The 24,527-nt window shown below is 71.1% G+C and carries 28 protein-coding genes, 1 tRNA gene and 1 pseudogene; 9 read left to right on the top strand and 21 right to left on the bottom strand.

Translation table 11 applies throughout. The features are described 5' to 3' along the window. The first annotated feature begins 235 nt into the window (after window positions 1-235). Window positions 236-631 carry a hypothetical protein gene (locus Q5762_RS26780; protein WP_315894798.1) on the top strand — a complete coding sequence of 132 codons (396 nt, stop codon included), beginning with the start codon at window positions 236-238 and terminating at the stop codon, window positions 629-631. Here Q5762_RS26780 and Q5762_RS26775 read toward each other — a convergent pair. Beyond that, window positions 612-890 carry a hypothetical protein gene (locus Q5762_RS26775; protein ID WP_315894797.1) on the bottom strand — a complete coding sequence of 93 codons (279 nt, stop codon included), beginning with the start codon at window positions 888-890 and terminating at the stop codon, window positions 612-614. The two genes, Q5762_RS26780 and Q5762_RS26775, sit on opposite strands and share 20 nt — an antisense overlap. Window positions 891-909: 19 nt before the next feature. Between Q5762_RS26775 and Q5762_RS26770 the strand changes: the two genes are divergently transcribed. Next, the gene (locus Q5762_RS26770; RefSeq protein WP_315894796.1) at window positions 910-1,254 is read left to right on the top strand and encodes a hypothetical protein; all 345 of its coding nucleotides are present in this window, start codon (window positions 910-912) and stop codon (window positions 1,252-1,254) included. A gap of 127 nt (window positions 1,255-1,381) precedes the next feature. Here Q5762_RS26770 and Q5762_RS26765 read toward each other — a convergent pair whose 3' ends face one another. From Q5762_RS26765 to Q5762_RS26750, 4 genes are all read right to left on the bottom strand, one after another. Further along, complete coding sequence (locus tag Q5762_RS26765) at window positions 1,382-2,320, bottom strand: RNA polymerase sigma factor SigF (RefSeq protein WP_315894795.1); 939 nt, start codon at window positions 2,318-2,320, stop codon at window positions 1,382-1,384. 235 nt (window positions 2,321-2,555) lie between these two features. After that, window positions 2,556-3,428, bottom strand: a complete 873-nt coding sequence (locus Q5762_RS26760; protein ID WP_315894794.1) for an RNA polymerase sigma factor SigF — start codon at window positions 3,426-3,428, stop codon at window positions 2,556-2,558. Between the two features lie 256 nt (window positions 3,429-3,684). Beyond that, entirely contained in the window at window positions 3,685-3,978 is a 294-nt protein-coding gene (locus Q5762_RS26755) for a Dabb family protein (RefSeq protein ID WP_315894793.1), read from the bottom strand. 23 nt (window positions 3,979-4,001) lie between these two features. Further along, window positions 4,002-4,166 (bottom strand): hypothetical protein, encoded by a 165-nt coding sequence (locus Q5762_RS26750; RefSeq protein ID WP_315894792.1) that lies wholly within the window; start codon window positions 4,164-4,166, stop codon window positions 4,002-4,004. Window positions 4,167-4,669: 503 nt separating this feature from the next. Between Q5762_RS26750 and Q5762_RS26745 the strand changes: the two genes are divergently transcribed. Beyond that, the gene (locus Q5762_RS26745) at window positions 4,670-5,395 is read left to right on the top strand and encodes an FAD-dependent oxidoreductase (protein ID WP_315894791.1); all 726 of its coding nucleotides are present in this window, start codon (window positions 4,670-4,672) and stop codon (window positions 5,393-5,395) included. After that, window positions 5,392-5,943 carry a hypothetical protein gene (locus Q5762_RS26740; protein WP_315894790.1) on the top strand — a complete coding sequence of 184 codons (552 nt, stop codon included), beginning with the start codon at window positions 5,392-5,394 and terminating at the stop codon, window positions 5,941-5,943. Before Q5762_RS26745 ends, Q5762_RS26740 begins: the two co-directional genes overlap by 4 nt. Window positions 5,944-6,024: 81 nt before the next feature. On the opposite strand, the gene Q5762_RS26735 is transcribed toward Q5762_RS26740, so the two are convergent. From Q5762_RS26735 to Q5762_RS26695, 9 genes are all read right to left on the bottom strand, one after another. Continuing rightward, window positions 6,025-6,528, bottom strand: a complete 504-nt coding sequence (locus Q5762_RS26735; RefSeq protein ID WP_315894789.1) for a DM13 domain-containing protein — start codon at window positions 6,526-6,528, stop codon at window positions 6,025-6,027. 57 nt (window positions 6,529-6,585) lie between these two features. Beyond that, window positions 6,586-7,434 (bottom strand): hypothetical protein, encoded by an 849-nt coding sequence (locus tag Q5762_RS26730; RefSeq protein WP_315894788.1) that lies wholly within the window; start codon window positions 7,432-7,434, stop codon window positions 6,586-6,588. A 36-nt stretch (window positions 7,435-7,470) separates the two neighbouring features. Further along, window positions 7,471-8,172 carry a flavodoxin family protein gene (locus Q5762_RS26725; protein ID WP_315894787.1) on the bottom strand — a complete coding sequence of 234 codons (702 nt, stop codon included), beginning with the start codon at window positions 8,170-8,172 and terminating at the stop codon, window positions 7,471-7,473. Between the two features lie 104 nt (window positions 8,173-8,276). Further along, entirely contained in the window at window positions 8,277-8,507 is a 231-nt protein-coding gene (locus tag Q5762_RS26720) for a zf-HC2 domain-containing protein (protein ID WP_315894786.1), read from the bottom strand. Then, window positions 8,504-9,184 carry a sigma-70 family RNA polymerase sigma factor gene (locus Q5762_RS26715; RefSeq protein WP_315894785.1) on the bottom strand — a complete coding sequence of 227 codons (681 nt, stop codon included), beginning with the start codon at window positions 9,182-9,184 and terminating at the stop codon, window positions 8,504-8,506. The genes Q5762_RS26720 and Q5762_RS26715 overlap by 4 nt, the downstream gene beginning before the upstream one ends. Before the next feature lie 188 nt (window positions 9,185-9,372). Beyond that, window positions 9,373-9,460, bottom strand: a tRNA-Ser gene (locus Q5762_RS26710). A gap of 56 nt (window positions 9,461-9,516) precedes the next feature. Continuing rightward, window positions 9,517-9,945 carry a tRNA adenosine(34) deaminase TadA gene (tadA, locus tag Q5762_RS26705; RefSeq protein WP_315894799.1) on the bottom strand — a complete coding sequence of 143 codons (429 nt, stop codon included), beginning with the start codon at window positions 9,943-9,945 and terminating at the stop codon, window positions 9,517-9,519. A gap of 221 nt (window positions 9,946-10,166) precedes the next feature. Continuing rightward, the gene (locus Q5762_RS26700) at window positions 10,167-10,703 is read right to left on the bottom strand and encodes a hypothetical protein (protein WP_315894784.1); all 537 of its coding nucleotides are present in this window, start codon (window positions 10,701-10,703) and stop codon (window positions 10,167-10,169) included. 261 nt (window positions 10,704-10,964) lie between these two features. Next, window positions 10,965-11,162, bottom strand: a complete 198-nt coding sequence (locus Q5762_RS26695; RefSeq protein ID WP_315894783.1) for a hypothetical protein — start codon at window positions 11,160-11,162, stop codon at window positions 10,965-10,967. A gap of 86 nt (window positions 11,163-11,248) precedes the next feature. Between Q5762_RS26695 and upp the strand changes: the two genes are divergently transcribed. Then, window positions 11,249-11,884: a uracil phosphoribosyltransferase gene (upp, locus tag Q5762_RS26690; RefSeq protein ID WP_315894782.1), complete on the top strand. Its 636-nt coding sequence runs from the start codon at window positions 11,249-11,251 to the stop codon at window positions 11,882-11,884. 28 nt (window positions 11,885-11,912) lie between these two features. Here upp and Q5762_RS26685 read toward each other — a convergent pair whose 3' ends face one another. Further along, a complete protein-coding gene (locus tag Q5762_RS26685; protein ID WP_315894781.1) occupies window positions 11,913-12,548 on the bottom strand; it encodes a LytR C-terminal domain-containing protein in 636 nt (211 codons plus the stop codon). A gap of 139 nt (window positions 12,549-12,687) precedes the next feature. Continuing rightward, window positions 12,688-12,984, bottom strand: coding sequence for a type II toxin-antitoxin system VapB family antitoxin (locus Q5762_RS26680; protein ID WP_315894780.1), 297 nt, complete (start codon window positions 12,982-12,984; stop codon window positions 12,688-12,690). 98 nt (window positions 12,985-13,082) lie between these two features. Between Q5762_RS26680 and Q5762_RS26675 the strand changes: the two genes are divergently transcribed. Continuing rightward, window positions 13,083-14,618 (top strand): helicase HerA-like domain-containing protein, encoded by a 1,536-nt coding sequence (locus Q5762_RS26675; RefSeq protein WP_315894779.1) that lies wholly within the window; start codon window positions 13,083-13,085, stop codon window positions 14,616-14,618. 167 nt (window positions 14,619-14,785) lie between these two features. Here Q5762_RS26675 and Q5762_RS26670 read toward each other — a convergent pair whose 3' ends face one another. The 3 genes from Q5762_RS26670 to Q5762_RS26660 form a co-directional block, all read right to left on the bottom strand. Further along, on the bottom strand, window positions 14,786-16,345 hold the full coding sequence (locus Q5762_RS26670) for a M28 family metallopeptidase (protein ID WP_315894778.1): 1,560 nt from the start codon (window positions 16,343-16,345) through the stop codon (window positions 14,786-14,788). A gap of 116 nt (window positions 16,346-16,461) precedes the next feature. After that, window positions 16,462-17,064: an HhH-GPD-type base excision DNA repair protein gene (locus Q5762_RS26665; RefSeq protein ID WP_315894777.1), complete on the bottom strand. Its 603-nt coding sequence runs from the start codon at window positions 17,062-17,064 to the stop codon at window positions 16,462-16,464. 115 nt (window positions 17,065-17,179) lie between these two features. Continuing rightward, the gene (locus tag Q5762_RS26660; RefSeq protein WP_315894776.1) at window positions 17,180-17,758 is read right to left on the bottom strand and encodes an alpha/beta hydrolase; all 579 of its coding nucleotides are present in this window, start codon (window positions 17,756-17,758) and stop codon (window positions 17,180-17,182) included. Between the two features lie 51 nt (window positions 17,759-17,809). Between Q5762_RS26660 and Q5762_RS26655 the strand changes: the two genes are divergently transcribed. Beyond that, window positions 17,810-18,892: an erythromycin esterase family protein gene (locus tag Q5762_RS26655; protein ID WP_315894775.1), complete on the top strand. Its 1,083-nt coding sequence runs from the start codon at window positions 17,810-17,812 to the stop codon at window positions 18,890-18,892. 15 nt (window positions 18,893-18,907) lie between these two features. Here the strand turns inward: Q5762_RS26655 and Q5762_RS26650 are convergent. Further along, a pseudogene (locus tag Q5762_RS26650) lies at window positions 18,908-21,233 on the bottom strand (ATP-binding cassette domain-containing protein). Window positions 21,234-21,354: 121 nt separating this feature from the next. Between Q5762_RS26650 and Q5762_RS26645 the strand changes: the two are divergent. Then, complete coding sequence (locus tag Q5762_RS26645) at window positions 21,355-22,155, top strand: TetR/AcrR family transcriptional regulator (protein ID WP_315894774.1); 801 nt, start codon at window positions 21,355-21,357, stop codon at window positions 22,153-22,155. Here the strand turns inward: Q5762_RS26645 and Q5762_RS26640 are convergent. Next, window positions 22,121-22,771 (bottom strand): helix-turn-helix domain-containing protein, encoded by a 651-nt coding sequence (locus tag Q5762_RS26640; protein ID WP_315894773.1) that lies wholly within the window; start codon window positions 22,769-22,771, stop codon window positions 22,121-22,123. The two genes, Q5762_RS26645 and Q5762_RS26640, sit on opposite strands and share 35 nt — an antisense overlap. A 187-nt stretch (window positions 22,772-22,958) precedes the next feature. Here Q5762_RS26640 and Q5762_RS26635 point away from each other — a divergent pair, with 187 nt between their 5' ends. Then, the gene (locus Q5762_RS26635) at window positions 22,959-24,257 is read left to right on the top strand and encodes an FAD-dependent oxidoreductase (protein WP_315894772.1); all 1,299 of its coding nucleotides are present in this window, start codon (window positions 22,959-22,961) and stop codon (window positions 24,255-24,257) included. Window positions 24,258-24,527 lie beyond the last annotated feature (270 nt).

Here is a 24,527-nt window from a genome sequence, read left to right as displayed (position 1 = left end):
CGGGATTCCATCTCCACGCTCACGCTACCCCGCCCAGGTGGGCAGAACCCACACCGAACCCTACGGTTCGCATGGGATCGCTTAGCTGATCAGAGACGCTGTCTTACGTCGACTCACTCCATCCCCCCTTGTGACAGTGGGCCCTTGGCACGCGTCGAGCGTTGTGGGCACACCTTCCATTGAGCAACGCTGAGGGCACGCAGAGTAGTCGCCCGATCGGGTGAGGAGCTGAGGAATGGCAGGGCACAGGGAGTGCGGCGGGTTCGTCTACGACCCCGTGGCGCGCAGAGTCGGGGAGTACCGGGGTGAGGCCGGGCCGTACGCCATGTTGCGGCCCGTCGGTGGTGGGCGGGAGTGGCAGGCCGATCCGGAGCGGGTGCGGCCGGCCACGGCCGCCGAGCGGCTCAGCGCGGGTGTGCGGGCCGCCAACGAGCGGGCGGGGGTGGAGTACGAGATGAGCCGGCCGCCCGAGCCCGTGCCGGGCTGCGTGGAGTGCGCGGAGCTGGCCGCGCGGCGGGCGGCCGCACGGGCCCGGTTCGACTGGAGCGCGGAGACGGACGCCAACGTACTGCTGCGGCGGCACCGCACCGAGCATCACCCCCCGGCGCCGGTCACTTCCACGTCGCCGTGACCTTCTGGGTGTCGACGTGCATGCCCAGGGGGACGCGCCAGGACTCCACGCAGACCGTGTACGTGTGAGTCCGCGCCGCCCCTGGTGCGATGGGGGTCGGCAGCGGCTGTGCCGATTCGATCGTCGCCCAGTCGATGCCCAGCGCGCCGATGATGTGCGTCGCGAAGGTGACCGTGCCTGAAGTGGCCGCCGTTCCGCCCGTGTTGCGGAAGGTGACGGTGACCTTCTCGCACCAGCGTTCGTCCGCGTCCGCGAGCACGGGGGTGGAGAGCGTGAGCGTGGCGGGTTTCGCAGGTGGGGCCGGTGCGGGCGGTGTGGTCGTCCCCGGGGCGGGAGTGGTCGTCGGCGTGCCGGGTGGTGTGGTCGTCCCCGGTGGCGCGTGGGGTGCGGGAGTCGTTCCCGGAGTCGTACGCGCGGGTGTTCCGCGACCCGTACCCGGATCCGTACCGGCATCCGTACCCGTACCCGTACCGCTTCCCGACGGTGACGGGCGCGACGTGCTCGACGTCGTACCGCTCGCGCTCGCGGACGCCGACGGGACGCCGTCCAGCGGCACGAGCGTGACCGATCCCGACGGCGCGACCGCGCCCTTCGGGGTCGAACCCGCGCCGACCGCCGCGTAACCCTCGCCTTCGTTGCCGCTGCCGCACGCGGTCAGCGCCCCGCCGAGGCAGAGCGCGACCACCGTCAGAAGTGACCTCTGTCGCCGCATGGCGTCAGTGTGTCTGACGCATCGTCAGCAGGGAAGCCTCAGTCCGCGATGAGGCCCTGCCGCAGCGTCGCCAGCGTCCGCGTGAGGAGGCGCGAGACGTGCATCTGCGAGATGCCGACCTCCTCGCCGATCTGCGACTGGGTCATGTTGGCGAAGAACCGCAGCATGATGATCTGCCGCTCGCGGGGCGGGAGTTTGGCGAGCAGAGGCTTTAGTGACTCGCGGTACTCGACGCCCTCCAGGGCCGTGTCCTCGTAGCCGAGGCGGTCCGCGAGGGAGCCCTCGCCGCCGTCGTCCTCCGGAGAGGGGGAGTCGAGCGAGGAGGCGGTGTACGCGTTGCCGACCGCGAGGCCGTCGACCACGTCCTCCTCCGACACCCCGAGCACGGCGGCGAGTTCGGGGACGGTCGGGGAGCGGTCGAGCTTCTGGGCGAGCTCGTCGCTGGCCTTGGTGAGCGCCAGGCGCAGTTCCTGGAGGCGGCGCGGGACGCGCACCGACCAGCTCGTGTCGCGGAAGAAGCGCTTGATCTCGCCGACGACCGTCGGCATCGCGAACGTCGGGAACTCCACGCCCCGTTCGCAGTCGAAGCGGTCGATCGCCTTGATCAGGCCGATGGTGCCGACCTGGACGATGTCCTCCATCGGTTCGTTCCGGGAGCGGAAGCGGGCCGCCGCGTACCGCACGAGCGGCAGGTTCAGCTGGATGAGGGTGTCACGGACGTACGTCCGGTCCGGGCTGTCCGCGGCGACGCCGTCGTCGTCCAGGGCGCGCAGCCGGAGGAAGAGGGAGCGGGAGAGCGTGCGGGTGTCGATGACTTCCGGCGTGACGACGAGCGGCGTGGGTGCCTCGACGGTCTCCGCCGTCGGCTGCACGGGCATCGGCGCCGGCGTCGGTCCGAGCGAGTCTCCGAACGTCGGTACCAGCGTCGCCGCGGGCGTGAGCGTGAGCACCTTCGAGCTGCCCTGTTCTGCGGACATGCCACCCCCTTGAGGTCGCGGACGGTCGCGGCGGCCACGACCATCGGAGGAACGCAGCCTCCACCTGAATACCGGAGGCGGGGCTGCGGCAAACGCGGTTCCAGCAGAATGTCACATGTCGGCAACACGCTGTAGTGACTTGTCGACATGGCGTAGGTGAATATCCGCAGGAAACAAGGGGTGTACGGCATTTGGGGTGCCGCGGAACTACTCCGAACCGGTCTACCCGTTTCAGCTACGCTTCGATCCTGTTTGCGGATCTCAACCGGGCGAAGCTCCGGGCGAGGAGCCTTGACACATGCATCTGGGAGACGCCGAGTTCCTGGCTGATCTGGGACTGCGTCAGGTTGCTGTAGTAGCGGAGCATCAGGATCCGTTGCTCGCGCTCGGGCAGCTGGACGAGCAGGTGCCGTACGAGGTCGCGGTGTTCGACCCCGGCGAGCGCCGGGTCCTCGTAGCCGAGCCGGTCGAGCAGTCCGGGCAGCCCGTCGCCCTCCTGGGCCGCCTCCAGGGAGGTCGCGTGGTACGAGCGGCCGGCCTCGATGCAGGCCAGTACCTCGTCCTCGCCGATCTTCAGGCGTTCGGCGATCTCGGCGGTGGTGGGGGAGCGGCCGTGGGCCGTGGTGAGGTCCTCGGTGGCGCCGTTGACCTGGACCCAGAGCTCGTGGAGCCGGCGCGGTACGTGCACGGTGCGGACGTTGTCGCGGAAGTACCGCTTGATCTCGCCGACGACGGTGGGCATCGCGAAGGTCGGGAACTGCACGCCGCGGTCCGGGTCGAAGCGGTCGATGGCGTTGATCAACCCGATGGTGCCGACCTGGACGACGTCCTCCATCGGCTCGTTACGGGAGCGGAAGCGGGCCGCCGCGTACCGCACGAGGGGGAGGTTGGCCTCGATCAGCGCCCCGCGCACGCGGTCGTGTTCGGTGGTGCCCGGCTCAAGGTTCTTGAGCTGCCCGAAGAGGACCTGGGTGAGGGCCCGGGTGTCGGCGCCCCGGGTGCTCGGGGGCCGGGTGCTCTGGGGCCGGTGGTGGTTGTGGGGGCGCGGGGTGTCCGGGCCGCCGGCCTCGTTCTGGGGCGGGACCTGAGGCGCTGTACTGGCCGGCACGTTCACGCCACCCCTTTTGCTGGTCAACTGCGGCAACTACGTCAACTTCGTCAACTACGGTCAACTCATCCGTCAAAAGCGGTCATAGCATCACAAGACATGTCCACTGTGTGCAAGCACCGCATAACCACGTGTTGACGGCGTCGGAGTGGACGCCGACACCCGGAAGGCCCCCCGCCATGACGGCGGGGGGCCTTCGGGAAGTGAAGCGGGCGCGGCCGAGAGCGGCGAGCGCGCGTACTGGTGCCGGTATGTGCTAGTACGGGTAGTCCGCGATCACCCACGTGGCGATCTCACGCCACAGGGCGACACCCGCCTGGTGGGCGGGGTGCTCCAGGTAGACCTTCAGCGCATCGCTGTCCGCGACGGCCGAGTTGATGGCGAAATCGACGGCGATCGGGCGCTCGCTGACGTTCCAGCCGCACTCCCAGAACGTCAGCTCCTGGATCTCCTTGTCCAGCCCGTCGAACGCCGCCGCGGCGGCCACGGCACGCGGGTCGTCCTTCGCGATGCCGTCGTTGAGCTTGAACAGGACCAGATGGCGGATCACAGCAGGACTCCTCGTCGGTGGTTCTAGTTGACGAGTTCGGTCATGAACTCGCCGACGCCCTGTGCGGCGGACGATATGCCCTCGAACCCTACCTGGACGAGAGCGGCGGCTCTGTCGGGGGAATTGATGATCGTGTACAGCACAAATACGACCAACGCGTACAGCGCGACCTTCTTCGCTTGCGCCATCTGCCGCGCCCTCCCCTGTTCGTACCCTGCGCCTGCCCTTGCGCCTGCCCTTGCGTGGCGCGCGTGAGTCTAACCGAGCCACTTCAGCCACTTCACCGGGTCTTTATGGACCAAGGGCCCGGGTATCGGGGCCTTTTGCCGCCCCCCGGAAGGGTGACGGCGGAGCAGGATGGATGTCGAGCCCGGAGGATCTGGCAGGAATCCGAAGGGCCGAGGAACCGGCCCTCACTGCGGGGTCCGCGCCGCGAGCTTCCCCCTGACTGCGGCGCTGGACTTGCAGGACCGGTTCTCATCGGGGGGAGCGGCTTGTCCCCCCGATGCCGCTCCCCCCGTCCTACGAAGAGGCCCCGGCCGCGCTGTGAAGAGCGCGGCCGGGGCCTTCGTCGTACCCGGTCCTGTCGCGGACGGTCCGCGGCCCTGTCGCGGACCTTGTAACGCTCGGGAGGCCGGGTCGCTCTGAACGTCCGAAGCGGGCGCTGGAGCCCCTCGGACCGGAGACATCGATGACTCTCCTCAGAAGACTCTTGTTCGGCGTCGCCGCCGCACTGCCGGCCGGCGCGATCGTGGCGGTCGTGACGAACCCGTCGTGGATCCCGTGGGCGGCGCACACCGTGGTGGTGGGAGCCGTACTCGGCCTCCTCATGGGCGACCACCGGCAGAGCAACGGCTCGGCCTTCTCGGTCGGCCTGCTCATCGGCCTGCTCGACTGGGTGGCCTGGACCCTCACCCTCGCGCCCGCGCTGGAGGGGGAGACGCCGTCGTGGACGATCGCGGTGGCCGTCTCCCGCTTCCCCGAGTTCGTCGGCGCCGCGCTCTTCGGCGCGCTCGCGGGGCTCGCCTTCCACGCCCTGTCGGTCCTGTTCCCCGCTCGGCCGGCGCCCCGGCGGGCCAAACCCCACGTGGTGATCGTCGGTGGCGGGTTCGGCGGTGTGGGGGCCGTGCGGGAGCTGGACCGGCGGGTCGGCCGGGGGCTCGCCGCCCACGTGACGCTGATCAGCGACTCGAACTTCCTGCTGTTCACGCCGCTGCTTGTCGGCGTCGCGTCGAGCACGGTGGAGGCCAGGCACGTCAGCGCCCCGGTCCGGGTCGGGCTCGACCACGCCTCCGGCTTCCTGCTGCTCGGCGCCGGTACGGCCCTGCTGGCGTGCTGGCTGGGCGGCCTGTCGCGGGCGGTGTTCTCCGACGACGTACGGCACGCCCAGGAGGCCCGCCTCGCCGGTGGCGGGTGATCTCGATCTGGCACGGCGTGCTCGCCGGCCTCGCGGGCGGCGCGATCTTCACCGGGGTCATGGTCGCCGTCGGCTTCCTGCCGGTCGTCGCCGCGCTGGTCGGCTCGGAGTCCGCGGTCGTGGGCCTCGTCATCCACCTGCTGATCTCGCAGGTCATCGGCGTGACCTACGCGATCTTCTTCCGCCGCCGCAGCTTCGACCCGGCGTCCGGGATCGGCTGGGGTGTGTCGTACGGCTTCCTCTGGTGGTTCCTGGGCAATCTGACGCTGCTGCCCGTGCTGCCCGTGCTGCTCGGCGCCGCACCCCGGTGGAGCGACGCCGCGCTGGCCCTGTCCTTCCCGTCCCTGGTCGGCCACCTCGCGTACGGCGCCGTGCTCGGCCTGGTGTACCAGCGGTTGGAGGAGCGGGTCAGCCCGTGGCACCTGACCCGCAGCGAGGCGACGGCGGCGCGTGCGGCCGCGCGTCACGAGCAGACACTGAGCGCGGCCCCGGCGCTGTGGAGCCTCCTCACATGCGTGGCGCTGCTCATCCCGGTCCTGGTGTCGTAGGGCCGTAGGTCTGGAAAAGCGGTGGGGCGGGTGGCAACAGCCACCCGCCCCACCGCTTTCGCCGCCGCGCGCCCCGGTCCGTCAGGCGCGCTGCTTCAGCTCGGCCGCGCCGAACGACACGCTGAAGCGTTCGCACCAGATCGTCACCGTGGAGAACTTCTCCAGGTCGGTGCCGGCCGGGATCGCGTAGTTCTGGTTGCCCTCATTGCCCTTGAGGTCGCCGAGGTCGATGTGCTTGCCGTCGTCGAGGTTGCCGCCACCGTCCGCCTTCACCGGCTGGTCGCTGAGCCAGACGTGCAGGGCCGGGCCGTCGGAGGTGCGCAGGTTCGTCACGCGCAGGTTCGCCTTGCCGTCCGCGAGCCGCTGGATCTCCACCGAGCCGCTGGTCTCGTGCTCGTGGGAGATGAAGTCACCCAGCAGCTCGGCCTCCGGGGCGCCCGGCGCTCCGGTGGCCACCGGAGCCGCCTCGTCCACGCGGTCCGTGGTGAGCAGCCGCCAGGGCTGGAAGAGGTAGAGCCCGACCGCCACCGCGACGACGACCACCGCGGTGCCGATCCAGAGGACAGGGCTTTTCGTGCGGGACATGAGCTTTCCGTTTCTGTCGAGCGACCCGCGATGCCGGATCGAGCGGGAGGGGCAGGCTTACTTGGCGGGGCGCAGGCGCTCGAGTTCGAGGGTGAGCGCGGCCTTCTCGCGGCGCAGCTCGTCCGCCTCGTCGCGGATGCTGTCGAGCCTGGTCTCGACCGTGCCGACCCGCTCGCGGTAGCGCTCCAGCTCGGCTCGTACGAACTCGGCGTCCGCCACCTGGCGGGCCGTGTCCTCGCGGACCGCGGCGGTCTCCTCGGTGAACCTCTCGGTCGCGGCGTCGAGTTCGGCTATGGCCATGTCGCCCGCCTCCTCGGCGAGCGTCGCGCGCTCCTCGGCGGCCAGGATGCGCTGCGCGGCGGCGCGGGAGACGGTCTCGATCCGGGCCTCGGCAGCCGCGGAGTCGGTGATGATCGCCAGCTCTTCGATGTAGGCGGGCAGGTCGGTGGAGAGCTGGTTGATGAGCGCGACGAGGTCGTCGCGGGACTGCGAGGCGGAGGCTGCGCTGTCGGTATCCGGTACGGCGTCCACCTGCGCCTGCTCGGACGCCTCGGCGGTAGGGGCCTGTCCGGACTCCTGGGACACCACGACGGCGCCGGGGATCTGCTCGAAGGCGGCGGGCGACGCGTGCTCGACGACCGGCGCCGGGGCGGCCTGCGCATTCCCCTTCGCATCCTCCTTGGCCGCCTTCTTGGCCGCCTTGGTGGCCGCGGCCTCGGCGCGCTTGTCCTCCTTGCGCTGGGTCCGCTTGGCGCGGAACTTCCTGAACGCGCTCAGCGCGTTGTGGTCGGGGTGCGGGCAGTAGCGGGGCGCCGGGCCCGCCACGCCGGGTGAGGGCGCCTCAGCCGGGTGGGTGCAGCCCGGAAATGCGCAGGTCGGGATGGTCTCGGTGATCTGGGTGGTCATGTCTCGGCCCTTCGTCGTGGAGTTTTCGTCGTGGAGTCAGCGATATTCGGGATTCTCGAAGTCGAACCGGCACCCGGCGTCCCACTCCGACCGCTGGTTCCCGTGCGCCGGAACGCCACCGGCGTCCTTGAGCAGCCGGGCCATGTGCAGGAGGTTCCACGTCATGAACGTGGTGTTCCTGTTGGTGAAGTCGTTGGCGGGACCGCCGGAGCCGGGGTCGAGATAGGAGGGGCCCGGTCCGGCCTCCCCGAGCCATGCCGCGTCGGCCTGCGGCGGGATCGTGTATCCCAGGTGCTGCAGGCTGTACAGGACGTTCATGGCGCAGTGCTTGGCGCCGTCCTCGTTGCCGGTGATCAGGCAGCCGCCCACCCGCCCGTAGTAGGCGTACTGACCGGCGTCGTTGAGGAGGCCCGAGCCGGCGTAGAGCCGCTCGATGACGAGCCTGGCGACCGAGCTGTTGTCACCGAGCCAGATCGGCCCGGCGATGACGAGGATGTCGGCGGCCATCACCCGCCGGTAGATGGCCGGCCACGCGTCGCGCTCCCAGCCGTGCTCGGTCATGTCCGGCCACACACCGGTGGCGATCTCGTGATCGATCGCCCGGACGTGCTCGACCTGGACGCCCTGCTTCGCCATGATGCGCGAGCTGAGGTCGATCAGGCCCTGCGTGTGGCTGCGCTCGGGGCTCTTCTTCAGCGTGCAGTTGAGGAACAGCGCACGCAGGTCGTCATGGCTCATGCCTCCTCAGTGCGCCGGGCCCGTCAAGCGTTACAACAGGCCTCGCGCACTGCGCAGATGGCACCGCGCAGATGGCACCGCGCAGATGGCAGCGCCGGACGCTCTCAGCCCCGCTGCCAGTCCTTGAACGCGGCCAGCAGCTCGGAGCGGGCGCCCGCCGAGATCGACTCGGTGGGGAGTTCGCCCAGCGTGGCGATGGTCTGGCGGAACTGGGAGAGGTACGTCTCGCACCCCTCGCACAGGGTGAGGTGCTCGATGAAGCGGGCGTCCTCCTGCGGCGGGAGCGCCCCGTCGAGGAAGGCCGTGACCAGGTCCACGAACTCGTCACAGTTCATGACGTCAGTTTCCTCCTCCCGGCGCCCAGCGCCAACGACGGCGTGCCCGCGAAGTAGTCCTCCAGACGGGCACGGACGGCGGCCCGCGCGCGGTGCAGCAGCACCCGCTGATTCCCGGGCGTGATCCCCAGCAGCGTGCACACCTCCTGGGACTCGTACCCTTCGACGTCGCGCAGGGTGATGACCGTCCGCAGCCGGGCCGGGAGCTCGTCCAGCGCCGCGGTGATCACCGCGCGGGCCTCCCCGCGCAGCGCCTGTCCCTCAGGAGTCTGCCACGGTTGCGGTTTTCCGCCGGAGGTCCAGTGGCTCGGGTGCGGGTCGCCGGGCGGCTGGAACCTCGACGCGTCGACGGTCGGCCCCTCGTCCTCCGGCAGCAGGCTCGCGAACGGCACCGTCCGGTGCTCCTGGGCCCCGCGCGTCCGGGCGATGTTGACCAGGATGCGGTAGACCCAGGTCTTCAGCATCGATCTGCCCTCGAAGCCGTCGATACCGCGAAAGACCGCGAGCCAGGTCTCCTGGACGACCTCCTCGGCGGTGTCCCGCGTGGATACGAAGGACATGGCAAGCCGGACCATGCCGCCGGACCAGGCGTCCAGCACCAGCCCGAAGGTCTCCTCGTCACCCGCCCGGAGCCGCGCCGTCAGCACCTCGTCCGGCGGAACCGCTGTGCGCCCCACAAATCGTCCCTGTGTCGCCCTAGTTGACATGGCGCCACACCGCCACGTCTCCGCCGGTGATATTAGGGCAGCCCCGCCACGGCCCCGAGCCCGCGAGCCTCGTCTTCACCGTTCCGTAAGCTCTGTGTCCGACGGCGTGGGAACGAAGAACCGCCCCCGACCTGCTGTGCAGGTCAGGGGCGGTTCTGTGGCGGTAGCGGAGGGATTTGAACCCTCGGTGACTTGCGCCACACTCGCTTTCGAGGCGAGCTCCTTCGGCCGCTCGGACACGCTACCGAGAGAGAGCTTAGCCCAAAGAGGCCGCTGCGATGAAATCCGTATCGCTTCCCAGGTCAGCGCGTCCGGAAGAAGGCCGTGAGCTGCGCCGAGCACTCCTCGCCGAGGACGCCCTGGATCACCTCGGGACGGTGGTTGAGCCGCCGGTCCCGAACGAGGTCCCAGAGCGAACCGGCCGCGCCCGCCTTCTCGTCGAGCGCGCCGAACACCACCCGGTCGACCCGGGACTGCACGAGCGCGCCGGCGCACATCACGCACGGCTCCAGGGTCACGACGAGCGTGCAGCCGGTCAGCCGCCACTCCCCGGTCCGCGCCGCGGCCCGGCGCAGGGCCAGGACCTCGGCGTGGGCCGTCGGGTCGCCGGTCGCCTCGCGTTCGTTGTGCCCGACGGCGAGGACGGCGCCGTCGGGGGAGAGCACGACCGCGCCGACCGGTACGTCACCGGCCAGCGCGGCCCGGTCGGCCTCGGCGAGCGCGAGCCGCATCGACTCCCGCCAGGGATCCCGTACGGGATCGGGATCGGCGGCCGGCACGAAGTCGGGTGCCGGTACGAGTTCGGGGGCGGGTACGAGTTCGGGGGTGGGCACGGGACTAGGGGTGGGCACGGAATCGGGATCGGGATCGGGATCGGGTACGGGGTCCGGTGCGGGATCCCGTACGGAATTCGGTGCGGGATTCCGTACGGGGTCCGGTACTGCTTCGGTCACTAGCGAACGGTCTCCAGAACCTCCGCGGCGCCCAGCGCGTCCGCGATCTCCGCCAGTGCGTCGGTGTCGAGCTCCTGCAGCTGGCTCTCGGACATGCCGAGGTCCGCGAGGATCAGCCGGTCGCCGACCGGCGCGGCGGGCACGGCGTCGGCCGGCGCACCCGCCTCCTCGTCGTCCTCGTCGTCGTCCTGGTCGAGAGGCTCGCCGTCCTCGGTGCCGTCGAGGTCCAGGGTTTCCAGGGCGTCGTCGTCGTCCAGGTCGTCCCCGAGGATCTCCTTGGTGAGGATCTCCCCGTACGAGGAGCGGGCGGCGGCCGCCCCGTCCGACACGTAGATGCGTGGGTCCTCCTCGCCCTCGATCCGGAGGACCCCGAACCAGGCGTCCTCCTGTTCGATGAAGACGATCACCGTGTCGTCGTCGACCGAGGCCTCGCGGGCCAGGTCGATCAGATCCGACAGGGTCTCCACGTCGTCGAGCTCTGTGTCGCTCGCTTCCCACCCGTCTTCGGTGCGCGCGAGCAGTGCGGCGAAGTACACCGTGACTCTCCCACTGATCAGAGGTGTGACGATCCGGCGGCGCGCTCCTGATGCCCCGCCCAATCGGCATCGTGGCAGAAACAGCGGCTTCAGGAGAGGTCTTCGACTCTTGAGTCGTGCATCAGTCTGATCGACACGCCGGACGGGCGGGCGTGCGGACCCGGCGCACCGACCCGGCGCGTCCCCGGCGCGGACCCGGTGCTCCCCCGGCGTGTCCCCGGCGCACGGGCGGCGCGCGGGTGATGCCGGGCGCCGCCGCCGTCACCAGCGGAAGGTCCGCATCCGCATGGCTTGGCGCATCCGTGCCGCCCGCGCGCGCCGGGGCTGCACGCGGTCGCGCAGCGCCTTCGCCTCGTGCAGCTCGCGCAGGAACTGGGCGCGGCGCCTGCGGCGCTCCACGTCCGTCTCGGGCGGCCTCTCATCGCCCCGCGCGTCGGCCGGGTCTTCCGGGTCGGGCATGGGCCACACCACCCCACGACTGGGTCCTTGCCCCCACCTTCCCTCCACGGCGTGGGTTGATGCCAGTGCGGGCTACTGTGGGGGTCATGCGTCTCCACGTCGTCGATCACCCGCTGGTCGCCCACAAGCTCACCACGCTGCGCGACAAGCGCACGGACTCCCCGACCTTCCGCCGGCTCGCCGACGAGCTGGTCACCCTGCTCGCCTACGAGGCCACCAGGGACGTGCGCACCGAGCAGGTCGACATCGAGACCCCCGTCACGCCGACGACCGGTGTGAAGCTGTCGTACCCGCGGCCGCTGGTGGTTCCGATCCTCCGCGCCGGCCTCGGCATGCTCGACGGCATGGTCCGGCTGCTCCCGACCGCCGAGGTCGGCTTCCTCGGCATGATCCGCAACGAGGAGACGCTGGAGGCGTCGACCTACGCGACGCGGATGCCGGAGGACCTCTCGGGCCGTCAGGTGTACGTCCTGGACCCGATGCTGGCGACCGGCGGCACGCTCGTCGCGGCGATCCGCGAGCTGATCAAGCGTGGCGCGGACGATGTCACCGCCGTCGTGCTGCTCGCCGCCCCGGAGGGCGTCGAGGTCATGGAGCGCGAGCTGGCGGGCGCGCCGGTGACGGTCGTGACGGCCTCGGTCGACGAGCGCCTGAACGAGCACGGCTACATCGTGCCGGGCCTCGGCGACGCGGGCGACCGCATGTACGGCTCGGCCGAGTAGTACCTCTCCGTACTTCTGCGGTACTTCTTCAGCACTTCGCGGCGGGCGCGGGCTTGGGCTTGTTCAGAGCCACCAGGGCCGCGTCCGCCGTCGCTTTCGGGTCCAGGGCCTTGAACGCCGTACCGATGATCAGGTCCACGTCCGCCGTCGCGCGGGTGTCCGTCTTGGCCGTGGCGCCCTTCAGCTGGGTGCCGAGGACCGGGAACGCGCCCTTGGTGGCCCCGGTGGCGCCGAGCAGCAGCCCGGCCCCGGGGACCTTCTTGTCGTACGCGGCGGGCGCGTTGCCGATCTTGCCGATGACGAAGCCGCGCTTCTTGAGCTCGTCGGCGGTCGTCTTGGCGAGGCCGCTGCGCGGGGTCGCGTTGTAGACGTTCACGGTGATCTGCGCGGGTTTGGGCAGCGCGGCGACGGCCGCGGTCGTCGGCTTGGGGGCCGGCTTGCAGTCGGCGCCGCGGCCTGCGGTGGTCCTGGTGTCGTCGCCGCTGCCGCCCGAGAACACGTCGACGAGCTGGAGCGTGCCCCACCCGGCGGCGCCGAGCACGACCACGGCGGTGCCTGCCGCGAGGACGATCCTGCGGCGGTGGCGGGGGCGGCGCATGCGCGGGTACTTGTCACCCGTGATGCGGTACTTTCCGCCCATTCCGGGGGGTGTGAGCATGCTCATGGACGCAGCGTAATGCCGCTGCCCGAGGATGCCTACTGGATGATCATGTGATCGCGTCCGGATGGGCGGGAAGTGCCCCCGAAAGGATCAGCGGACCGCTCTGGGACGGCTCTCGGACCGCTCTGGCCAGGGGTGGATCTCAGTCCATCTCCAGGACGCGGGCGTGCAGCACCTGGCGCTGCTGGAGCGCCGCGCGGACGGCGCGGTGCAGCCCGTCCTCGAGGTAGAGGTCTCCCCGCCACTTCACGACGTGCGCGAAGAGGTCGCCGTAGAAGGTGGAGTCCTCGGCGAGCAGCGTCTCCAGGTCCAGCTGGCCCTTGGTGGTGACCAGCTGGTCGAGGCGGACCGGGCGCGGCGCGACGTCCGCCCACTGCCGGGTGCTTTCCCGGCCGTGGTCGGGATACGGCTTGCCTTGTCCGATGCGCTTGAAGATCACACGGAAAGCCTACCGGTCAAGCGGTACCCGGCGCAGCCACGCGGAGCCGATGGGATGCTGGGGCAAACCGCCACGATTCCGGAGCTAGGGGTCCTGTCATGAGCGTGAGCAAGCAGTCTCCGACCGGCGAGATCGCGGCGGGGTACGCGTTCTCCGGACCCGCGCTGGAGCTGGGCGCCCTGCTGTGGGACGGGGAATGTCACCCGGACGCGCGTATCCGTATCCCCCTTCCGATGCTCAACCGGCACGGGCTGGTGGCCGGCGCGACCGGTACCGGCAAGACGAAGACGCTCCAGCTCATCGCCGAGCAACTGTCCGCGAACGGGGTGCCGGTCTTCCTCGCCGACATCAAGGGCGACGTCTCGGGGATCTCCGCGCCGGGCGCGGACGGCGCGAAGGTCCGGGATCGGGCGGGGCAGGTGGGGCAGGAGTGGGAGGCGACGGGCTTCCCGTGCGAGTTCTACGGGCTTGGCGGTGTGGGTCCGGGGATTCCCGTACGGGCCACGGTGACCAGCTTCGGGCCCGTGCTGCTGTCGAAGGTGCTCCAGCTCAACCAGACGCAGGAGCAGTCGCTCGGGCTGATCTTCCACTACGCGGACCAGAAGGGCCTGGAGCTGGTGGATCTGAAGGATCTGCGGGCGGTGGTGGCCTTTCTCGTATCGGACGTGGGGAAGCCGGAGCTGAAGGGGATCGGCGGGCTCTCGACGGTGACGGCCGGGGTGATCCTGCGGTCGATCACGGCGTTCGAACAGGCGGGCGCGGGCGGGTTCTTCGGGGAGCCCGAGTTCGATACGTCCGAGTTCCTGCGGACGTCGCCGGACGGGCGGGGGACGGTCTCCGTACTGGAGCTGCCGGCGGTGCAGGACAAGCCGCAGCTGTTCTCGACGTTCCTGATGTGGATGCTGGCGGATCTGTACGGGGACCTGCCGGAGGTGGGGGACGTCGAGAAGCCGAAGCTGGTGTTCTTCTTCGACGAGGCGCATCTGCTGTTCAACGGGGCGTCGAAGGCGTTCCTGGAGTCGATCACGCAGACGGTGCGGCTGATCCGCTCGAAGGGCGTGGGGGTCTTCTTCGTGACCCAGACGCCGAAGGACGTGCCGGGGGACGTGCTCGCCCAGCTGGGCAACCGGGTGCAGCACGCGCTGCGGGCGTTCACGCCGGACGACGCGAAGGCGCTGAAGGCGACGGTACGGACGTTCCCGAACTCCTCCTACGACCTGGAGGAGGTGCTGACGGGCCTGGGGACGGGCGAGGCGGTGATCACTGTGCTGAGCGAGACGGGCGCGCCGACGCCGGTGGCGGCGACGCGGCTGCGGGCGCCGCAGTCCCTGATGGGGCCGATCGATGAGGGCGCGCTGGAGGCGGCGGTGAAGGGGTCGCCGCTGTGGGGGCGGTACGCGGAGGCGGTGGACCGGGAGTCGGCGTACGAGCGGCTGACGGCGGAGCGTTCCGAGCCCGAGCCCGAGCCCGAGTCTGAGCCGAAGGCACGGGCTGGGGCGCCCAAGGAGGACGAGTCGCTCGTCGAGCAGGTGGTGGGGAGCGGGATGTTCAAGTCGCTGGCGCGGTCGATCGGGACGCAGTTGGGGCGGGAGATCAGCCGCTCGCTCTTCGGCACGGCGCGCCGGAAGCGGTAAGGGGTGGGGCGGGAATTCCCCTACCCCACCCCTTACCGAAACCCTGACGGGACCGGGGGCTGCGCCCCTGCCCCCCGCCGTGGGGGCTCGGTCACTGCCGGGCCCCCTGGCGCGGGTCGTTGTGCCCACCTGTTCCGCCCTGCGGAACGATTGCCCACAACTCGTCGCTACTCCGAGGCCTCGTTGCCGCGGTCCTCGCGGAGGCCGCCGCTGCCGGCGTCGCCTTCCGTGGGGACCGTGGTGACCGGGCGCTTGAGGGAGGAGATGTCGTGGGCGTAGGTGCCCACGGCGTTGGCGATGACGTCGATGTTGGCGTCGAAGGCCTTCATGTTGACGTTCGACAGGTCGTCGCCGGCCTCGTGGTAGTTCACGTCGTACGCGACCCCCGCCTCACCGCCGAACTTCGCCGCCTGCGCCGCCGTCTTGATGCCCTCGGCGCCGGTGAACGTGCCGCCGGAGGGGATGCCGATGTCGATGAACGGGCCGTAGTCCGAGCGGCCCGTGAAGTCGGTGCCCTCGTGCGGGAGGCCGCGCTTGTCCATGAAGTCGGTGATGTCCCGCTCCAGTTGCGCGGAGCCAGCCGGTCCGGCGCCCGCGCCGACGTTGTCGGAGTTGTCGCCGTCGTAGACGAACAGGCCGTAGTTCGGCGAGGCGATCATGTCGAAGTTGAGGTAGAGCTTGACCTCCTTCTTGTCCAGCTCGCTCATGTTCGCGACGTAGTGCTCCGAGCCCAGCAGCCCGTTCTCCTCGGCCGACCACCACGCGAAGCGGACCTTGTTGCGGACCTTCGCCTTCGACTCGGCGAGTTCCAGGGCGGCCTGGAGGAGGCCGGCGGAGCCGGAGCCGTTGTCGTTCATGCCGGGTCCGGCCGTCACCCCGTCGAGGTGCGCGCCGAGCATCACGGTGTTGGCGGCGTTGCCGCCCTTCGTCTCCGCGATGACGTTGTTGGTGGAACGGTTCTCCTGGAGCTGGCGGATCTCGAAGGAGAGGTTCACCGGGCCCTTGGCCAGGTCCGCGGCGAGCTTCTCGCCCTCGGCCTGGGTGACACCGCCCGTCGGGATCTTGGCGGAGGCCTGGTCGCCGAGGGTGCCGGACAGCGTCCCGTTGGTGTTGTTGTAGATGATCGCGCCCACGGCACCGGCCGCCGCCGCGTTCTGCTGCTTGGCGGCGAACGTGCAGCCGCCGCGCTTGACCAGCGCGATCTTGCCGGTGAAGGCGCCCGCCGCGAAGTCGCCCGGCTCACAGCCGTGCGTACCGTCCGCGTCGAGCGGCGCCGCCACGAGGTCGGCCTTGATGCCGCCGACCGGGGTCGACTTCGTGTACGTCATGGCCGAGATGGCGAGGTCGCGGGCGGCCGGGGTGAGCACGGAGGCCTTCTCGGCCAGCGTCTCGGTGTAGATGAAGCTGAACTTCTGGTACGAGACGTTGTAGCCGGCCTTCTTCAGCTGCTGGTACACGTACGCCGCGGAGGCGTCGTGCCCGAGCGAGCCGGCCGCGCGGTGACCGCCGGCCGAGTCGGCTATGGCCTGGAACTTCTCCAGGTGCTTGTAGGCGCCCTGTGCGGACGTCTCGCGGACCAGCTTCTTCGCCAGCTGAGCCCCGTCCCGCGCGGGCTTGGCCGCCGGGTCCGGGGTCGCGGTGGCGGGGGAGGCGGCGGCCAGCAGGAGCGGGGTGGCGAGTGCGGCGGCGGCCAGGGTGGCCGCGGCTCTGCGAGGGGATGCGGTCACAGAGGTCCTTCCCGATGCGAACGAGGTTGAGGGGGAAGTTAGCGATCTCTGGTGCTTCCTGTGAACAGCTTCCGCACAATTCATGTCGGATTTAGCAGGATTGACATCCGGAACGATCAATTCCCTGAGGATTTAGGTGACTTCGCCGCTTTTGCGGCAGCCTTGGCCTCCTGCTTGAAGGCCCGCACCTTCGCCAGCGACTCGGGGCCGGTGATGTCGGCGGCCGAGCGGTAGGAACCCTGGTCGCCGTACGCGCCGGCCGCCTCTCGCCAGCCCTCGGGCCGGACGCCGTACTGCTTGCCGAGCAGCGCGAGGAAGATCTGCGCCTTCTGCACCCCGAAACCGGGCAGCGCCTTCAGCCGGGCGAGCAGCTCCTTGCCGGTGCCGGCGTCCGCCCAGACGGCCTCGGCGTCACCGCCGTACTCGTCGACGAGGAACTGGCACAGCTGCTGGATCCGCTTGGCCATGGACCCCGGGTAGCGGTGCACGGCGGGCTTGTCGGAGAGCAGCGCGCCGAAGGCCTCGGGGTCGTACGCGGCGATCTGCCCGGCGTCGAGATCGTCCGCGCCGAGCCGCTGCGCGATCGTGTACGGCCCGGAGAACGCCCACTCCATGGGCACCTGCTGATCGAGCAGCATCCCGACGAGCGCGGCGAGCGGAGAACGCCCGAGAAGCTCGTCGGCCTCGGGCTGCTGGGCGAGATGGATCTCGGTCGTCATGCTCCGATGATCGCGCCCGCCCGCCACCGCCGCACGGCCGGTCACCCGTTACGGTCACCGGCCGGCGCGTTCGACGACATGCAGCACCGCGTCCTCCCAGGCGCGCCGGCCGACCCTACCGGGGCGTCAGCCTCGTCTCAGGGTTCTCGCACCAGGCGAGGACCGACGGCCACTCGCCGTACCCCGAGTCCGGGGTCAGGTGCGCGCCGCCCGGGATCATGTCCATGTCGAGGGCGAGCGGGGTCCCGTAGGGGACGTCGGCGCCCTCGGGGCAGTACGGGTCCCCGGCGGCGTAGACCAGTCGGGCCGGGGCCTTGAGCCGGACGGCGCCGAGGTCCAGGCCCTCCGCGAACTCGGCGATCTCCGGGATCGACGTCGTCACGGCGGGGGAGGGCGGGGCCACGAGGAGGACGCGGTCGACATCGAGACCGTCCGGGTCCACGGCCGCCGCCCGCAGCCACAGCAGTACCGACAGGCTGTGCGCCACCACGACGAACTCGCCCCCGCCGGCCGGCCGCGCCAGCTGGGCCCGTAGCGCCGCCAGCCAGTCCGCCAGTACCGGCGCGTCCGGTTCGGGGAGCTGCGGATACCGGACCTCGTGGCCGCGCTCGGCCAGCCGGCCGGCCAGCCAGTGGTGCCAGTGGCCCGGCGGGCGGTGGTTCTGGAAGCCATGGAGGAGGAGGAAGGTCGCCATGGGGCAGATAGTGCGGTGCGGGGCACTGAGCGGTCCAGATAGGTTCAATCCATGGACGGCTTACGGGAGTGGGGCTCTGCGGCCCTTGACGGCGTGCGGGTCGTCGGGCTCGGCGAATCGACGCACGGCACCGCCGAGTTCTTCCGGCTGAAGCACCGGCTGATCGAGTACCTGGTGACGGAGCGGGGGTTCCGTACGGTCGCGATGGAGGCGAGCGCCTCGGCCGCCCCGGCGGTCGACGCCTACGTACGGCGCGGCGAGGGCGACGCCGCCGCCGCGCTGGCCGGGCTCGGGTTCTGGACCTGGCGGACCCACGAGGTGCGGGACCTGCTCGACTGGATGCGGGCGTACAACCGGGGGCGGGCGGCGCGGGACCAGGTCGGGTTCGCCGGGATCGATCCGCAGCGGTGCGGGGCCTCGGTGGCGTACTTCGGGGACCAGGCCGGGAGCCTTGCCCTCCTCGCGGACGCGCACCCGGGACAGCACCCCGAACTCCGGGACGTCCTTCTGCCGGAGGCGGAATCGTTGCTCGCCCGTGTCGACGACGAAGAGGGCCGGCTCCACGCGCGGATCCTGGCGCGGGCGGCCGACCTGGTGACACGCCCGCTGCCCGAGGTGTACGCGGCGCGGGACGGGTACATGGCCGACGCGCTCGGCGAGGTCCTGGCCGGGACGGACGCCGGTGTCGCGCTGTGGGCCCACAACGGCCATGTCGCCACCGTCGGCGAGGTGCTCGGCGCGCGGCTGCGGGAGCGGTACGGCTCCGCCTACTACGCCCTCGGGCTCGTCTTCGGCCAGGGCGCCTTCCGGGCCCGGCGGATGTGGCCGGGGCCGTGGCGCCCCCGCCCCCGGACCGAACGGCCGTCTCCCGTGCTGGTCAACCCGCTCGGGCCCGCCCCCGACGGCACCCTGGAGGCGTTCCTCGCGGCGCGGAACCCCGACGAGCACCTCCTGGACCTGCGGGCCGCCGTGGCGGCGGCGGAACCGTGGGTGCGGGAGACGTACCCGACCCGCACCCACGGCGCGTACGTCCCCCGCTGGCTCTACCGGCGGAACGTCACTCCGACCGTCCCGGCGGACGCGTACGACGGGCTCGCGTACGTACCGGTCTCGACCCCGTCCCAGCCCCTGTGAGAACCCTCTGACCGCTCAGCCGCCCACGTACTCCCGCAGATGACGCGCCGTCAGCGTCTCGCCCTTCTCGACCAGTTCGGACGGCGTGCCCTCGAAGACGATCCGGCCGCCGTCGTGCCCCGCGCCCGGGCCGAGGTCGATCAGCCAGTCGGCGTGGGCCATCACCGCCTGGTGGTGCTCGATGACGACCACCGTGTTGCCGGCCTCGACCAGCCGGTCCAGGAGGGCGAGGAGCTGGTCGACGTCGGCCAGGTGGAGACCGGTCGTCGGCTCGTCCAGGACGTAGACCGCGCCCTTCTCGGCCATGTGGATCGCCAGCTTCAGTCGCTGCCGCTCCCCGCCCGAGAGGGTGTTGAGGGGCTGGCCCAGGCGGAGGTAGCCGAGGCCGACGTCCTTCAGCCGGCCGAGGATCGTCCGCGCCTGGCCCTTGGCCGTGAAGAAGTCGTACGCCTCCTCGATCGACATCGACAGCACCTCGTGGATGTTCCTGCCGTCGAGCGTGTACGAGAGGACTTCGGCGGTGAACCGCTTCCCCTCGCACTCCTCGCAGACCGACGCGACGCCCGCCATCATCGCGAGGTCGGTGTAGACGAGCCCGAGCCCGTTGCACTTCGGGCAGGCGCCCTCCGAATTGGCGCTGAAGAGAGCCGCCTTGACGCCGTTGGCCTTGGCGAAGGCGGTACGGATCGGGTTCAGCAGCCCGGTGTACGTCGCCGGGTTCGAGCGGCGTGAGCCGCGGATCGGGGACTGGTCGGCGACGACGACCCCCTCGCGGCCCGGCAGGCTGCCGTGGATCAGGGACGACTTTCCGGAGCCGGCGACGCCCGTGACGACGGTCAGGACGCCGGTCGGGATCTCGACGCTCACGTTCCGGAGGTTGTGCCGCGTCGCGCCCGTGATGGAGAGCGCGCCGGTCCGGGGCCGTACCTCGGGGCGGAGCTTCGCCCGGTGGGAGAGGTGCTCGCCGGTCAGCGTCCCGGAGGCGCGCAGCCCGGGCACGTCGCCCGAGTAGCAGACCTCGCCGCCGTTCGTACCCGCGCGCGGGCCGAGGTCGACCACATGGTCGGCGATCTCGATGACCTCCGGCTTGTGCTCCACGACGAGGACGGTGTTGCCCTTGTCGCGCAGTCGAAGCAGCAGGTCGTTCATGCGCCGGATGTCGTGCGGGTGGAGCCCGATGGTCGGCTCGTCGAAGACGTACGTGACGTCGGTGAGGGAGGAGCCGAGGTGGCGCACCATCTTCACGCGCTGCGCCTCGCCGCCCGAGAGCGTGCCCGAGGCCCGGTCCAGGCTCAGGTAGCCGAGGCCGATCTCCACGAGGGAGTCGAGGAGTTCGCGCGGCCCGGCGAGGAGCGGGGCGACGGAGGGGTCCTCGATCCGGCGTATGAAGGCGGCCAGGTCGCTGATCTGCATCGCCGAGCACTCGGCGATGTTGACCCCGTCGATACGGGAGGACAGCGCGGCCTGCGTGAGGCGGGTGCCCGCGCAGTCGGGGCAGGTGCGGAAGACGACGGCGCGGTCCACGAAGGCGCGGATGTGGGCCTGCATGGCGTCCCGGTCCTTGACGAGGACGGTCCGCTGGAGCTTCACCACGAGGCCTTCGTAGGTGAAGTTGTTGCTGCCGACCTTCACCTTGCAGGACGGCTTGTGGAGGAAGTCCTCCCACTCCTGCTCGGTGAAGTCCGCGAGCTTCTTGTCGGGGTCGTAGAACCCGGAGTTGGCCATGATCTGCCACATCCAGGAGTCGACGGCGTACCCCGGCACGGTGATGGCGCCCTCGTTGAGGGACTTGGTGCGGTCGACGAGCTCGTCGACGTCGATGTCCGAGACCTGGCCGACGCCCTCGCAGCGCGGGCACATGCCCTCGGGCAGGTTGAAGCTGAAGGCGCCGGACGTGCCGACGTGCGGGGTGCCGAGCCGGCTGAAGACGATCCGCAGCATCGTGTACGCGTCGGTCGCCGTGCCCACCGTGGAGCGGGAGTTGGCGCCCATCCTCCCCCTACGCCCAGGGGCGTGGGGGGACCCCCACCTGGTCGACCACGATCGCGGCGCTGAGGTTGTGCAGGCCGTCGACGTCCGGGCGACCGAGGGCCGGCATGAAGGACCGGAGGAAGGCGCTGTAGGTCTCGTTGATGAGGCGCTGCGACTCGGCGGCGATGGTGCCGAAGACGAGCGAGGACTTGCCGGAGCCGGAGACGCCGGTGAAGACGGTGAGGCGGCGCTTGGGGAGGTCGACGTCGACGTTCCGCAGGTTGTTCTCGCGGGCGCCGCGGACCTGGATGACGTGGTGGTTGTCCGCTGCGTTGTCGGCTGTGTTGTTCGCTGCGGCGGGGGTGGTCATGGGGTGCGCCCTCCGGTGGTGTGGCCCGTCGTCCGTACCCCGGCTACGGTACTCTATACAGCGTATAAAGTAATGAAGAACGGGTCTGACCTGCGAAAACGGGTGCAAGGCGAGGAGTGTCATGGCGGCGAAGGAGCAGCGGAGCAGCGGTGCCGGGGATCCGGCGCGGACGCTGGAGCTGCTGTGGCGGACCGGCGGGGGTGTTCCGGAGAACCGCCGCGGCCCGCGTCAGGGGCTGACCGTCGACACGGTGGTCGAGGCGGCGCTCGGCCTGGCCGACGAGGGCGGACTCGACGCGCTGACCATGCGCGCGGTGGCGCAGCGTCTCGGCGTGACCCCGATGACGCTCTACACGTACGTCCCGGGCAAGGCGGAGCTGCTCGACCTGATGCTGGACTCCGTCCTCCTGGGGATGGAGCGGGCCCCGTTCGCGCCGGGCCGGGCGCCGTGGCGGGAGCGGGTGACGGCGGTCGCCGACGCGAACCGCGCGCTGTACCTCGGCCACCCCTGGCTGGCCGAACTGCGGGTCCACCGGCCGCCGCTCGGGCCGGGCGTGATGGCGAAGTACGAGTACGAGCTGGGCGCCTTCGAGGGGCTCGGTCTCGACGACGTGGTGATGGACTCGGCGCTGTCGCACGTCCTGGGGTTCGTACAGTCCGCCGCCCGTACGGAGCTGGAGGCGCGGGCGGTCGACCGGGAGAGCGCGATGTCGGACCACGAGTGGTGGGACACCCACGCGCCGCTGCTCGAGCGGGTGTTGGACGCGGAACGGTACCCGCTGGCGTCGCGGGTGGGTGAGGCGGCGGCGGTCGCGTACCAGGGGATGTACGACCCGGAGTACGCCTACGCCTTCGGCCTGGCGCGGGTGCTCGACGGGCTCGCGGCGCTCATTCCGCCAGGTCCCCGAGGTCCCCGAGATTGAGGAGCGCGTCGACGCCGGCCTTGAGTGCGTCGGCGTCGAGCGCCCGCTCGGTGGTGAGGTGGTTCACCAGGCTGGGCGTGAGCGGCGCGAGGAGGAGATGCGCGAGGAGCGCGCTGTCGGTCCCGGCCGGCCGGACCTGGCCGAGCAGCATGGCGACATGCGTGTGCATGGCGAGGTACGCGCCGCTGCCGTACGTCGCGCTGGGGGCGGCGGCCTGCGCGGCGAGCAGGAGCTCGCGCTGCTCGATGACCCGGTCCACGAGGGCGTGCAGGAAGGCCCGCAGCCGCTCGTCGGCCGGGGCGCCGGGGCCGAGGGGCGGCGGGCCGCCCATGTACGCCTCCTGGAACTGCACCTCCCGGTCGTCCAGGAGCGCCCAGAGGAGCTGGGAGACGTCGCCGAAGCGCCGGTAGACGGTGCCGACGCCGATGCCGCTGGCGTGCGCGACCTGGTTCATGGTGATGGCCTCGGGCCCCACCTCGGCGAGGATCCGGGCGGCGGCGTCGAGGATCTTCCGCCGGTTCCGCGCGGCATCGGCGCGCTCGGCGACGGGCGGCCGCCCGGCGGTGGGCAGCAGGGTGATGTCGGCCGCCGCCCCGGTGCCTTTCGCGCTGATCATGTCCCGCCTGCCCTTTCCCGCCTGCCCTTCGTTCCTTGTCACGAGCATAACGGAGCACTATCCGGTTACCGGATCGATGCACGGCGTCACGTGATCTGGCTCACGCATGTCACAACCGTCGGCCGTCCGGTGTCTAGAGGGCGAACGAGGCTTTCGAGGCTCACCGCGGCGCGACGGAGGAGACATCATGACTGGGAACACGACGGCTGGGAACGCGACGGCCGGCGACACGGCGGCCGGGAACACGACGGCTGGGAACGCGACGGCTGGGAACACGACGGCTGGGAACACGACGGTGGTTGTGATCGGTGGCGGGTACGCCGGGGTCATGGCGGCCAACCGGCTCGCGGGGCGCGAGGGCGTGGCCGTGACGCTGGTCAACCCGCGTGCGGCGTTCGTCAACCGGATCCGGCTGCACCAGTTCGTGGGCGGGACGCACGACGGGGTCGAGGAGTACGGCAAGGTCCTCGCGGCGGGTGTCGCGCTGGTGGTGGACACCGTGGCGGAGATCGACGTGGCCGGCCGGCGCGTGGAACTGACATCAGGGGACGCGGTCCCCTACGACTACCTGGTCTACGCGGTGGGCAGCGGCAGCGCCGAGGCGCGGGTGCCGGGGGCGGCGGAGTTCGCTTACCCGCTCGGCGGCTGGGAGGAGGCCGAGCGGCTGCGGGAGGCGGTCGCGGCCGCGCCCGTGGCGGCCCCGGTGACGGTGGTGGGCGGCGGGGCGACCGGGATCGAGACGGCCGCCGAGCTGGCGGAGGTGGGCCGGAAGGTGACCCTGGTCTGCGGCGACACCCTCGGCCCGTCCCTGCACCCGCGCGGGCGGCGCGCGGTCGCCAAGCGGCTGGCCCGGCTCGGGGTGACGGTCGTCGAGGGCCCCGGCGCGAAGGTGGCGGAGGTGACCCGGGACGCGGTGCGGCTGGGCGACGGGCGCGAGGTGGCGAGCGCGGTGACGATCTGGACCGCCGGGTTCTCGGTGCCGGACCTGGCCGCCCGCAGCGGCCTGAGCACCGACTCCCTGGGCCGGCTGCTCACCGACGAGACGCTCACCAGCGTGGACGACGCGCGGGTGGTGGCGGCGGGGGACGCGGCGGCGCCGTCGGACCTGCCGTACCGGATGAGCTGCCAGGCCGCGGTCCAGCTCGGCCCGCAGGCCGCCGAGACGGTCCTCAGCCGGATCGCGGGCGAGCGGCCGGCGGACGTCGAGGTCGGCTTCGTCGCCCAGTGCCTGAGCCTCGGCCGGCGCGCGGGTGTCTTCCAGCTCACCGACCGGGGCGACACGGCCAAGAAGACTTACGTCGGCGGCCGCGCGGGCGCACTGATCAAGGAGCTCATCTGCAAGGGCATCCCGTGGCAGCTGGGTCAGGAGGCCCGCAAGCCGGGCGCGCGCCAGTGGTGGACCAAGGACGCCGAGCGCGAGCAGCTGGTGGCGACGGCGGGCGCGAGGGGCGGGGAGGCGCGGGCGATCGCCGAGCAGGCGGCATAACTTGAGGCGCGGGTACGAAGGTTGACCGCCGGTCGACGACCGGCAAGAAGGGACCGAGCTGTGGACGCACGTGTGAACGCCTCCGGCCGACAGGGCCGGGGGCCCGGACGAGGAGCCGAGGCATGAGCGAGCACGGCGAGCGGGCGGTGGACCCGGCGGTGGACCCGGCGAGGGACCCGGAGCCTGGCCGGGCGGTGGACTCGGCGGTGGACCCGGCGAGGGACCAGGAGTCTGGCCAGGAGAGGGAGTTGGCGCGTGGTGCGGAGGCGG

The organism is Streptomyces sp. P9(2023) (assembly GCF_032436795.1).
GTDB lineage: Bacteria > Actinomycetota > Actinomycetes > Streptomycetales > Streptomycetaceae > Streptomyces.
Note: the sequence above shows the minus strand (reverse complement) of the source record. Positions and strands in the feature narration are given on the sequence as shown.

What these genes read in the sequence shown, in the direction of transcription:
- Q5762_RS26780 (WP_315894798.1), top strand. Translation starts at nt 236, where the DNA reads ATGGCAGGGCACAGGGAGTGCGGCGGGTTCGTCTACGACCCCGTGGCG.
- Q5762_RS26765 (WP_315894795.1), bottom strand. Translation starts at nt 2,320, where the DNA reads ATGTCCGCAGAACAGGGCAGCTCGAAGGTGCTCACGCTCACGCCCGCG.
- Q5762_RS26750 (WP_315894792.1), bottom strand. Translation starts at nt 4,166, where the DNA reads ATGGCGCAAGCGAAGAAGGTCGCGCTGTACGCGTTGGTCGTATTTGTG.
- Q5762_RS26745 (WP_315894791.1), top strand. Translation starts at nt 4,670, where the DNA reads ATGACTCTCCTCAGAAGACTCTTGTTCGGCGTCGCCGCCGCACTGCCG.
- Q5762_RS26735 (WP_315894789.1), bottom strand. Translation starts at nt 6,528, where the DNA reads ATGTCCCGCACGAAAAGCCCTGTCCTCTGGATCGGCACCGCGGTGGTC.
- Q5762_RS26730 (WP_315894788.1), bottom strand. Translation starts at nt 7,434, where the DNA reads ATGACCACCCAGATCACCGAGACCATCCCGACCTGCGCATTTCCGGGC.
- Q5762_RS26725 (WP_315894787.1), bottom strand. Translation starts at nt 8,172, where the DNA reads ATGAGCCATGACGACCTGCGTGCGCTGTTCCTCAACTGCACGCTGAAG.
- Q5762_RS26720 (WP_315894786.1), bottom strand. Translation starts at nt 8,507, where the DNA reads ATGAACTGTGACGAGTTCGTGGACCTGGTCACGGCCTTCCTCGACGGG.
- tadA (WP_315894799.1), bottom strand. Translation starts at nt 9,945, where the DNA reads ATGCGGCTCGCGCTCGCCGAGGCCGACCGGGCCGCGCTGGCCGGTGAC.
- Q5762_RS26695 (WP_315894783.1), bottom strand. Translation starts at nt 11,162, where the DNA reads ATGCCCGACCCGGAAGACCCGGCCGACGCGCGGGGCGATGAGAGGCCG.
- upp (WP_315894782.1), top strand. Translation starts at nt 11,249, where the DNA reads ATGCGTCTCCACGTCGTCGATCACCCGCTGGTCGCCCACAAGCTCACC.
- Q5762_RS26685 (WP_315894781.1), bottom strand. Translation starts at nt 12,548, where the DNA reads ATGAGCATGCTCACACCCCCCGGAATGGGCGGAAAGTACCGCATCACG.
- Q5762_RS26675 (WP_315894779.1), top strand. Translation starts at nt 13,083, where the DNA reads ATGAGCGTGAGCAAGCAGTCTCCGACCGGCGAGATCGCGGCGGGGTAC.
- Q5762_RS26665 (WP_315894777.1), bottom strand. Translation starts at nt 17,064, where the DNA reads ATGACGACCGAGATCCATCTCGCCCAGCAGCCCGAGGCCGACGAGCTT.
- Q5762_RS26660 (WP_315894776.1), bottom strand. Translation starts at nt 17,758, where the DNA reads ATGGCGACCTTCCTCCTCCTCCATGGCTTCCAGAACCACCGCCCGCCG.
- Q5762_RS26655 (WP_315894775.1), top strand. Translation starts at nt 17,810, where the DNA reads ATGGACGGCTTACGGGAGTGGGGCTCTGCGGCCCTTGACGGCGTGCGG.
- Q5762_RS26645 (WP_315894774.1), top strand. Translation starts at nt 21,355, where the DNA reads ATGGCGGCGAAGGAGCAGCGGAGCAGCGGTGCCGGGGATCCGGCGCGG.
- Q5762_RS26640 (WP_315894773.1), bottom strand. Translation starts at nt 22,771, where the DNA reads ATGATCAGCGCGAAAGGCACCGGGGCGGCGGCCGACATCACCCTGCTG.
- Q5762_RS26635 (WP_315894772.1), top strand. Translation starts at nt 22,959, where the DNA reads ATGACTGGGAACACGACGGCTGGGAACGCGACGGCCGGCGACACGGCG.